The sequence below is a fragment of the Streptomyces sp. NPDC127119 genome (genome assembly GCF_042677425.1).
In the GTDB taxonomy this organism is placed as follows: domain Bacteria; phylum Actinomycetota; class Actinomycetes; order Streptomycetales; family Streptomycetaceae; genus Streptomyces.
This window is the reverse complement of record NZ_JBHXTO010000250.1, coordinates 1-7,600: the sequence shown is the minus strand read 5'-3', so window position 1 is coordinate 7,600 and position 7,600 is coordinate 1. Positions and strand designations below refer to the sequence as shown.

The 7,600-nt window shown below is 69.2% G+C and carries 8 protein-coding genes and 1 rRNA gene; all 9 read left to right on the top strand.

Annotated elements, in window-relative coordinates; translation table 11 throughout:
- A 5S ribosomal RNA gene (rrf, locus tag ACFVH5_RS43170) occupies positions 1-86 on the top strand; the annotation flags it as partial.
- Positions 87-189: 103 nt separating this feature from the next.
- Positions 190-837, top strand: coding sequence for an HAD family hydrolase (locus ACFVH5_RS43165; protein ID WP_385839163.1), 648 nt, complete (start codon positions 190-192; stop codon positions 835-837).
- A gap of 77 nt (positions 838-914) precedes the next feature.
- Entirely contained in the window at positions 915-2,147 is a 1,233-nt protein-coding gene (locus tag ACFVH5_RS43160) for an MFS transporter (RefSeq protein ID WP_385839162.1), read from the top strand.
- Positions 2,098-3,270 (top strand): acetoin utilization protein AcuC, encoded by a 1,173-nt coding sequence (locus ACFVH5_RS43155; protein WP_385839161.1) that lies wholly within the window; start codon positions 2,098-2,100, stop codon positions 3,268-3,270. The genes ACFVH5_RS43160 and ACFVH5_RS43155 overlap by 50 nt, the downstream gene beginning before the upstream one ends.
- Before the next feature lie 303 nt (positions 3,271-3,573).
- Positions 3,574-4,389, top strand: a complete 816-nt coding sequence (locus ACFVH5_RS43150) for a phosphatase (protein WP_385839165.1) — start codon at positions 3,574-3,576, stop codon at positions 4,387-4,389.
- 129 nt (positions 4,390-4,518) lie between these two features.
- On the top strand, positions 4,519-4,728 hold the full coding sequence (locus tag ACFVH5_RS43145; RefSeq protein WP_093781815.1) for a helix-turn-helix domain-containing protein: 210 nt from the start codon (positions 4,519-4,521) through the stop codon (positions 4,726-4,728).
- A gap of 165 nt (positions 4,729-4,893) precedes the next feature.
- Positions 4,894-4,992 carry a 30S ribosomal protein bS22 gene (locus ACFVH5_RS43140; RefSeq protein WP_003948845.1) on the top strand — a complete coding sequence of 33 codons (99 nt, stop codon included), beginning with the start codon at positions 4,894-4,896 and terminating at the stop codon, positions 4,990-4,992.
- A gap of 339 nt (positions 4,993-5,331) precedes the next feature.
- The gene (locus tag ACFVH5_RS43135; RefSeq protein ID WP_385839159.1) at positions 5,332-6,393 is read left to right on the top strand and encodes an NAD-dependent epimerase/dehydratase family protein; all 1,062 of its coding nucleotides are present in this window, start codon (positions 5,332-5,334) and stop codon (positions 6,391-6,393) included.
- A gap of 25 nt (positions 6,394-6,418) precedes the next feature.
- Positions 6,419-7,504 carry a lysophospholipid acyltransferase family protein gene (locus tag ACFVH5_RS43130; RefSeq protein ID WP_385839158.1) on the top strand — a complete coding sequence of 362 codons (1,086 nt, stop codon included), beginning with the start codon at positions 6,419-6,421 and terminating at the stop codon, positions 7,502-7,504.
- The last annotated feature ends 96 nt before the right edge of the window (positions 7,505-7,600 follow it).

Here is a 7,600-nt window from a genome sequence, read left to right as displayed (position 1 = left end):
GTTACATTCCGAACCCGGAAGCTAAGCCTTACAGCGCCGATGGTACTGCAGGGGGGACCCTGTGGGAGAGTAGGACGCCGCCGAACTATTATTGAGAAAGCCCCCGCACTTCGGTGCGGGGGCTTTTTTGCGTTCCGGGGAGTTCGGATGCTTTCAGTGTGCTTTCAAAGACGCTTAGGGTCTGTAGGTATGCGCTATGACCTGGTGATCTTCGACAACGACGGCGTGCTCGTGGACAGCGAGCCCCTCTCCAACACCCTGCTCGCCGCCTATCTCACCGAACTCGGGCACCCCACCTCGTACGAGGACTCCCTGCGCGACTACATGGGGGCCGCCATGCATCGCGTACACGACCTGGTGGCCGAGCGGACCGGGGAGCGGTTGCCCGACGAATTCGACGATGTCTTTCACAAGCGGGTGTTCGCCGCCTTCGAGCGGGAGTTGGAGGCGGTTCCGGGGGTCGAGGAGGTCCTGGAGAAGCTGGCCGCGGACGGAGTTCCGTACTGTGTGGCCTCGTCCGGGAGCCATGAGCGGATCAGGGTGGGGCACCGGAAGACCGGGCTCGACCGGTGGTTCGACGACGAGCGCATCTTCAGTTCCCAGGATGTCGGGCGAGGGAAGCCCGCGCCCGACCTGTTCCTGTACGCGGCCGAGCGGATGGGAGTGCCCCCGGAGAAGTGCCTGGTCGTGGAGGACAGTCCGCTCGGGGTGCGGGCGGCCCGCGCGGCCGGGATGGACGTGTACGGCTTCACGGCGATGACGCCGGCCGGGCGGCTGGCGGATGCGGACCGGCTCTTCGGGGAGATGGGCGAGCTCCTGGGACTCCTCCAGAGCTGACCCGGGCAGAAGCTGAGCAGAATTCATCTTCTGGTTTCTCTACCCACGAGTAAGCCTGAGCCCTACGCTGAGCCGCCATGACAGATGTGCTGCGGCGCGGCCGGGCTTCCTTGGCGTTCAGCTTCTTCGCCCAGGGCGTCGCCTTTGCGCTCCTCGTGACGCGTATCCCGGCGATCCAGGACCGGTACGACGTGTCCGACGGGCTGCTGCCCGCCTTCCTCGCCGCTGTGCCGATCCTCGCCGGCGTCGGGAGCGTCTGCACCGAGCACCTGGTCAAACGGGTGCCGCCGAGTCACGTACTGCGCTGGGCCCAGCCGGTCGTACTGCTCGCGCTGCTGAGGGTAGGGGCCGGGGACGGGCTGTGGCAGCTGGGACTCGCCCTCGCCGCGTTCGGACTGGCCGTCGGAGCCCTCGACGCGTCCATGAACATGCTCGGCGTGAGCCTTCAGCACACGTACGGGCGCAGCATCATGCTCGGGTTCCACGCCGCGTTCAGTCTCGGCGGGATCGTCGGGGCCTCGCTCGCGTGGGTGGGGGCGCACTGGGATCTGGCGCTGTTCGTGTCGTATCTGCCCGTCGTGCTGGTGCTGCTGCCCGCCGCGCTCGTGGGGAGCCGCTGGTACGTCGACGGGAGCGGGCACAAGGAGGCCCAGGCGTCGGACGGGGCCGGTGGGGGCAGCGGGACCGGTGGCGCGGGTGTCGGGTTCAAGCTGCTGCCGCTGTGTCTGGTGATGGCCATCGCGTACATCGGCGACTCGACCGTCTCCAACTGGAGTGCCAAGTATCTGCAGGACGTGCTCGGCAGCTCGGAGCAGCTGGCGACCGTTCCGTACAACGTCTATATGGTCACCACACTGCTCGGGCGGGCCGTGGGGGACTTCGGGGTGCGGCGGTTCGGGGCGGTGGCGGTCGTGCGGGTGGGGGCGGTCGTCGCGGCCGCCGGCTTCGCGGTCGTGGCGGTGGCGCCGGGCGCGTGGGTCGGGATGCTCGGGTTCACTCTTGTCGGGTTCGGACTGTGTGTGATCGTGCCGCAGACCTTCGCTGCGGCGGGCAGGCTCTTCCCCGGGGCCGCGGACGCGGCCGTCGCGCGACTGAACATCTTCAACTATGTGGGGTTCCTGATCGGTTCTCCCTTGGTGGGAGCGCTGGGCGACGCGTGGAGCTATCGGGGCGCGATGCTCGTACCGATGGCGCTGGTGCTCGTGACACTGTTCTACGCCCGTTCGTTCGCTTCTGGACCTTCCCGATACGGTGACGGGCATGAGTGGCCGCGCACAGCTGATGTGGGACGAGGCAGTAACGGGCTATGACTTCGGTCCGGATCATCCGATGGATCCGGTCCGGTTGGCGCTGACCCGGCGCCTGGTCGACGCCTTCGGGCTCGACCGGGAGGTGGACGTCGTCGCGGCCAAGCCCGCCGGCGACTCCACCCTGCGGCTGGTGCACAGAGAGGACTACGTCGAGGCGGTCAAGGCCGCCTCCGTGGATCCCCGGGCGGCCGACGCGGCGTACGGGCTCGGAACCACGGACGATCCCGCCTTCGCCGGTATGCACGAGGTGTCCGCGCTGATCGCGGGGCAGTCGGTGGGCGCGGCCGAGGCCGTGTGGCGGGGCGACGCGCTGCACGCGGTGAACTTCGCGGGCGGGCTGCACCACGCGATGCCGGGCGGCGCGTCCGGGTTCTGCATCTACAACGACGCCGCCCTGGCCATCGCCCGGCTGCTGGAGCTGGGGGCCGAGCGGGTCGCGTACGTGGATGTGGACGTGCACCACGGGGACGGTGTGCAGGCCGCGTTCTGGGAGGACCCGCGGGTGCTGACCGTGTCGCTGCACGAGCATCCGCGCACGCTGTTCCCGCAGACCGGGTGGCCCGAGGAGACCGGGGCCGCGGGAGCGGAGGGGTCCGCCGTGAACGTGGCGCTGCCGGCCGGGACCGGCGACGCGGGGTGGTTGCGGGCCTTCCACTCCGTCGTACCGGAGCTGATCGCCGACTTCCGGCCGCAGGTGCTCGTCACCCAGCACGGGGCCGATACGCACTTCGAGGACCCGCTCGCCCATCTCGCCGTGTCGCTGGACGCGCAGCGGGCTGTGCAGGTGGCGTGTCATGAGCTGGCGCACGAGTACGCCGAGGGGCGGTGGGTCGCGCTCGGTGGGGGCGGGTACGCGGTGGTGGACGTGGTGCCGCGGTCCTGGACGCATCTTGTCGCCATCGCTGCGGGGCGGGAGGTGGAGCCGTCTTCCGTCATTCCTGAGAGTTGGCGGGCGGAAGCGTTCGCGCGTACGCGGCAGTTGGGGCCTGCGCGGATGACTGACGGGCGGTGGCCCGTGTCGTTCGTGGGGTGGGAGGCGGGGTACGACCCCGCGGATCGGTTGGATCAGGCCGTGTTGGCCGCTCGGCGGGCGGCGTTTCCCCTGCGGGGGTTGTTGGCCTAGGGCCTTTTCCGCCCCCGCCGCCCCTACCCGTTCCCGTCCACACATGGGGGCTGCGCCCCCTCGCCCCCTTGTCCTCAAACGCCGGACGGGCTGAGAGGTTCGCCGGGCGGGCTGACAGAGCACACGGCGGACGGGTTGATGAAGGAAGGCGGGGCGCAGCCCGCCTTCCTTCAGGGGCGCGGGGAACTGCGCGGCCCGCCCCCACCGGCCCGCAGCCGACATCCGGCGCGGCAGTTACGCCAACTGTGGGATTGGCGGGCTGTTTTGGGCGCGGGCGCGTGGTGCCTGCGGCAGCATCGGGGTGTGTTGAGTACCGGGGCTTTGCGGGCGCATCTGCTGGCGGTGAGGCTGGCCGGGGCCGTGGCGACCTCGCGGGAGGCGAGTCTCAGGAGTTATCGGCTGTTCGCCGCCCGGGATCCGCGGGTGACGATCGGACTCGATCCCGAATGGGACTGGAAGCAGTCCGATCTGATCGCCCTGATGGCGGAGAAGTGTGGTGTATCGGCAGATTCGCGGCACACCTCAGGGCCTGATGTGATCGATCCCGATCGCACCCTCGTGGCGCTCGACGCCTTCGCGGAGCGGCTTGCGGAAGCCGCGCGGAACCGTTCCCCGGTGCTCCTCGGCACCGGACATCCGCACCGCCTGCTCGGCTTCTACGCCGCTCTCGCGGACGCTCTGTCGGCGGCCGGGTGTACCGTCCTCACCTCCGCGCATGGTAGCTGTGTCGACATAACGACCCGGTTCGGTCTACGCACGTACAACCTTGACTACGTACGAGGAGTCGCGCTGGTGCGGGAACCCGGGGCGCGGGGCGCCGGTCACGCGACCGGCGCGCACACCCACTCCCCCCTCCCGGTTCGTACCGCCCTGGCAGCGGCCGCGGAGGCCGGCGGACCGCTTCCGGAACTCGTGGTGGGGGACCACGGGTGGGTCTGCGGGGCAGGTCAACTGGGGTTCGAGGCCATCGGCCTGGGTGACACCGATGATCCCGCGCTGTTCGTCGGCGAGGCAGAGGGGCGGGTGTCCGTCGTCGTTCCACTTGATGACGCTGTGCGGTCTGATTACTACCGACCGCTTACTCGCTATGTACTCAATCGAGCGTGTCTGTCACAGTAGGCCGCCGATGGGGGCTCCTCTTCCCCACTCGCATCACCCGCCCCTACTCTGGGGAGTGAGCACGCAACGACGAAGTGTCACCGGAAGGGGAAGCCGGCGACCGTCGAGTGCGGAAGGTTCAGGTGTGTCATGGCTGCTGGCGAGAGGCCTCTGAACGAGGTTCAGTTCCTTACCGTGGCGGAAGTCGCCTCGGTGATGCGAGTGTCGAAGATGACCGTGTACCGCTTGGTGCACAGCGGTCATCTGCCCGCGATCCGGGTGGGGAGGTCCTTCCGCGTCCCGGAGCAAGCGGTTCACGAGTACCTTCGCGAGTCCTACGTGGGGGTGGAGACAGCCTGACGGCGGTCCGGGAGGGGTCCCGGGGTGCTTGATCGTGTCCCCGGGATTTCGCCCGGAACCCCTCGATTACAACCTCTGGCGCTCAGGCGGGTAGGCTGGCCCCTCATAAGTCGTGTGGGCCCATGCAGCCCAGCAACGAGTAAAGAGAAGTGAGCGAGGGTAGTCGTGGGCTCTGTTATCAAGAAGCGGCGTAAGCGGATGGCCAAGAAGAAGCACCGCAAGCTGCTCAAGCGCACTCGCGTTCAGCGACGCAACAAGAAGTAGTCGCGACCTGCGGCGGTCGCCCACCACGCGCAAGCGGGGCGTGGGCGACGCCGCGACAGTGCGCTCTGTGGCCCTCCACCGGTCGGTGGGGGGCCACAGTCGTGTACGCCGGACGGTCCGGTGAGGGCCTGTATGTCCGGTGATACGAACGCCGTGCGTATGTCTGAGCGTACGTTCCGTGCGGCGATTGGCTTGGTCCGATCGTATGTCCGCGGGTGCCGTGACTTCGTGCATCGGGCAGTCATCACAGCGCAACACCGACCCGCTAACGTGACCGTCACGGGGAACACGGCAGAGTACGAGCAGGTGTCGTCGACGGCTGGAAGGAAGGCGCTGATCTTGGGGAAGGTCGTGCTCGTGACCGGAGTGGCCCGTCAACTGGGGGGCCGGTTCGTACGACGGATCCAGCGTGACCCCGAGGTGGACCGGGTGGTCGCCGTGGACGCGGTCGCACCCGAGCACCACCTGGGCGGAGCGGATTTCGTTCGCGCCGACATAAGGCAGCCCACCATCGCCAGGCTGCTGGCCGAGCACTCCGTGGACACGGTGGTGCACATGGACGTGACGGGCACCCCGCTGGGCAGCGGCAGCCGGGCCACGGTCAAGGAGACCAACGTCATCGGCACCATGCAGCTGCTCGGTGCCTGCCAGAAGTCGCCGACGGTCAAGCGGCTGGTCGTGAAGTCGAGCACGAACGTCTATGGCTCGGCTCCCCGTGACCCGGCCGTCTTCACCGAGACGACCCCGCCCAAGTCGCTGCCCAGCGGCGGCTTCGCGAAGGACACGGTCGAGGTCGAGGGGTACGTACGCGGGTTCGCGCGGCGGCGGCCCGACGTCGCCGTGTGCGTGCTGCGGTTCGCCAACATCCTCGGACCGGGCGCGGACACCCCGCTCGCCGCGTACTTCTCGCTGCCTGTACTGCCGACCGTTCTCGGCTACGACCCGCGGCTGCAGTTCGTGCACGAGGACGACGTGATCGACGTCCTGCGGATCGCCTCGCACGAGCCGGAGCGGGGCACGCTCAACAGCGGCACGTTCAACGTGACCGGCGACGGCGTCCTGCTGCTCTCGCAGTGCGCGCGCAGGCTGGGCCGGCCCACGGTCCCGGTGCTGATGCCCGCGATCAGCTGGGTGGGCTCGGCACTGCGTACGGTGGGCATGACGGACTTCTCGCCCGAGCAGCTGAGGCTGCTCACCCACGGCCGGGTCGTGGCGACGAACCAGATGCGCGAGACGCTCGGATACCGGCCGAAGTTCACGACGGCGGAGACGTTCGCGGACTTCGCCCGCAGCCGGGGCCCCGGACTGCTGCCGCCCGAGGCCCTCGCGGGGGCCGTCGACCGGATCGCCGCACTGCCCGCACTGGGCGGTGGCCACCCCCCGACGCAGAGCGCCAACTGAGCGCCAACCGAGGAGCGCATCAACGATGGCGGACGCCAAGGTCATTCCGTTCGACGACGACCGGTCCCGCGGGAGTGCCGTACAGCGGCCCGCGCGGCGCCGGGGCGCGGGGAGCAGGCGCAAGGGCGAGCCCGCGGCGGTTCGCGAGGTCCAGCCCCTGCCCGCACGAACGATTCCGCAGGATGATGTTCCTGTGACGCGTGAGGAACCGGCGGCCGGATCGCCTGCTGAAGCGGCGGCCGAGGCGGGCGCCGTGGAGAAGCCGCGGGACGACGGCTGGGAGCAGCGGATCGCCGGCGGTCTGTCGTTCCTGCGACGGCGCCTGACCGGTGACTACGAGGTCGACGACTTCGGTTACGACCAGGAGCTCACCGAGCAGGTCCTGATGTCGCTGGTGCGCCCCCTCTACGAGAAGTACTTCCGCGTCGAGGTGAAGGGCATCGAGAACATCCCGTCGGAGGGCGGGGCGCTGATCGTCGCCAACCACTCCGGGACGCTGCCGCTGGACGGCCTGATGATGCAGGTCGCCGTCCACGACAACCATCCCGAGAACCGGCATCTGCGGCTGCTCGCGGCCGACCTGGTCTTCATGCTGCCCGTGGTCAACGAGCTGGCCCGCAAGGCCGGTCACACCCTCGCGTGCGCGGAGGACGCCGAACGGCTGCTGCAGCGCGGCGAACTGGTCGGGGTGATGCCGGAGGGCTTCAAGGGCATCGGCAAGCCGTTCAGCGAGCGCTACAAGCTGCAGCGCTTCGGCCGCGGCGGGTTCGTGTCGACCGCGCTGCGCCAGGGCACGCCGATCATTCCGTGTTCCATCGTGGGCGCGGAGGAGATCTACCCGATGATCGGCAACGCGAAGACCCTCGCGCGGCTGCTCGGGTTCCCGTACTTCCCGATCACGCCGACGTTCCCGTGGCTCGGTCCGCTGGGCGCGGTGCCGCTGCCGACCAAGTGGACGATCCAGTTCGGTGAGCCGATCCTCACGGACGGCTATCCGCCGGAGGCGGCCGAGGACCCGATGCTGATGTTCAACCTGACGGACCAGGTCAGGGAACAGATCCAGCACACGCTCTACAAGCTGCTCGTACAGCGCCGCTCGGTGTTCTTCTGACCGCCGGCTCCCGCTGCTGACGGCGAGCGCGTACGGAGGTGGGGGCGCCCCCGGGGGGAAGGGGCGCCCCCCCCGCCGGACCCGGGGGGGTCAGGA

Coding starts and splice junctions, on each gene's coding strand:
- ACFVH5_RS43165 (WP_385839163.1), top strand. CDS start 190: ATGCGCTATGACCTGGTGATCTTCGACAACGACGGCGTGCTCGTGGAC.
- ACFVH5_RS43160 (WP_385839162.1), top strand. CDS start 915: ATGACAGATGTGCTGCGGCGCGGCCGGGCTTCCTTGGCGTTCAGCTTC.
- ACFVH5_RS43155 (WP_385839161.1), top strand. CDS start 2,098: ATGAGTGGCCGCGCACAGCTGATGTGGGACGAGGCAGTAACGGGCTAT.
- ACFVH5_RS43145 (WP_093781815.1), top strand. CDS start 4,519: ATGGCTGCTGGCGAGAGGCCTCTGAACGAGGTTCAGTTCCTTACCGTG.
- ACFVH5_RS43130 (WP_385839158.1), top strand. CDS start 6,419: ATGGCGGACGCCAAGGTCATTCCGTTCGACGACGACCGGTCCCGCGGG.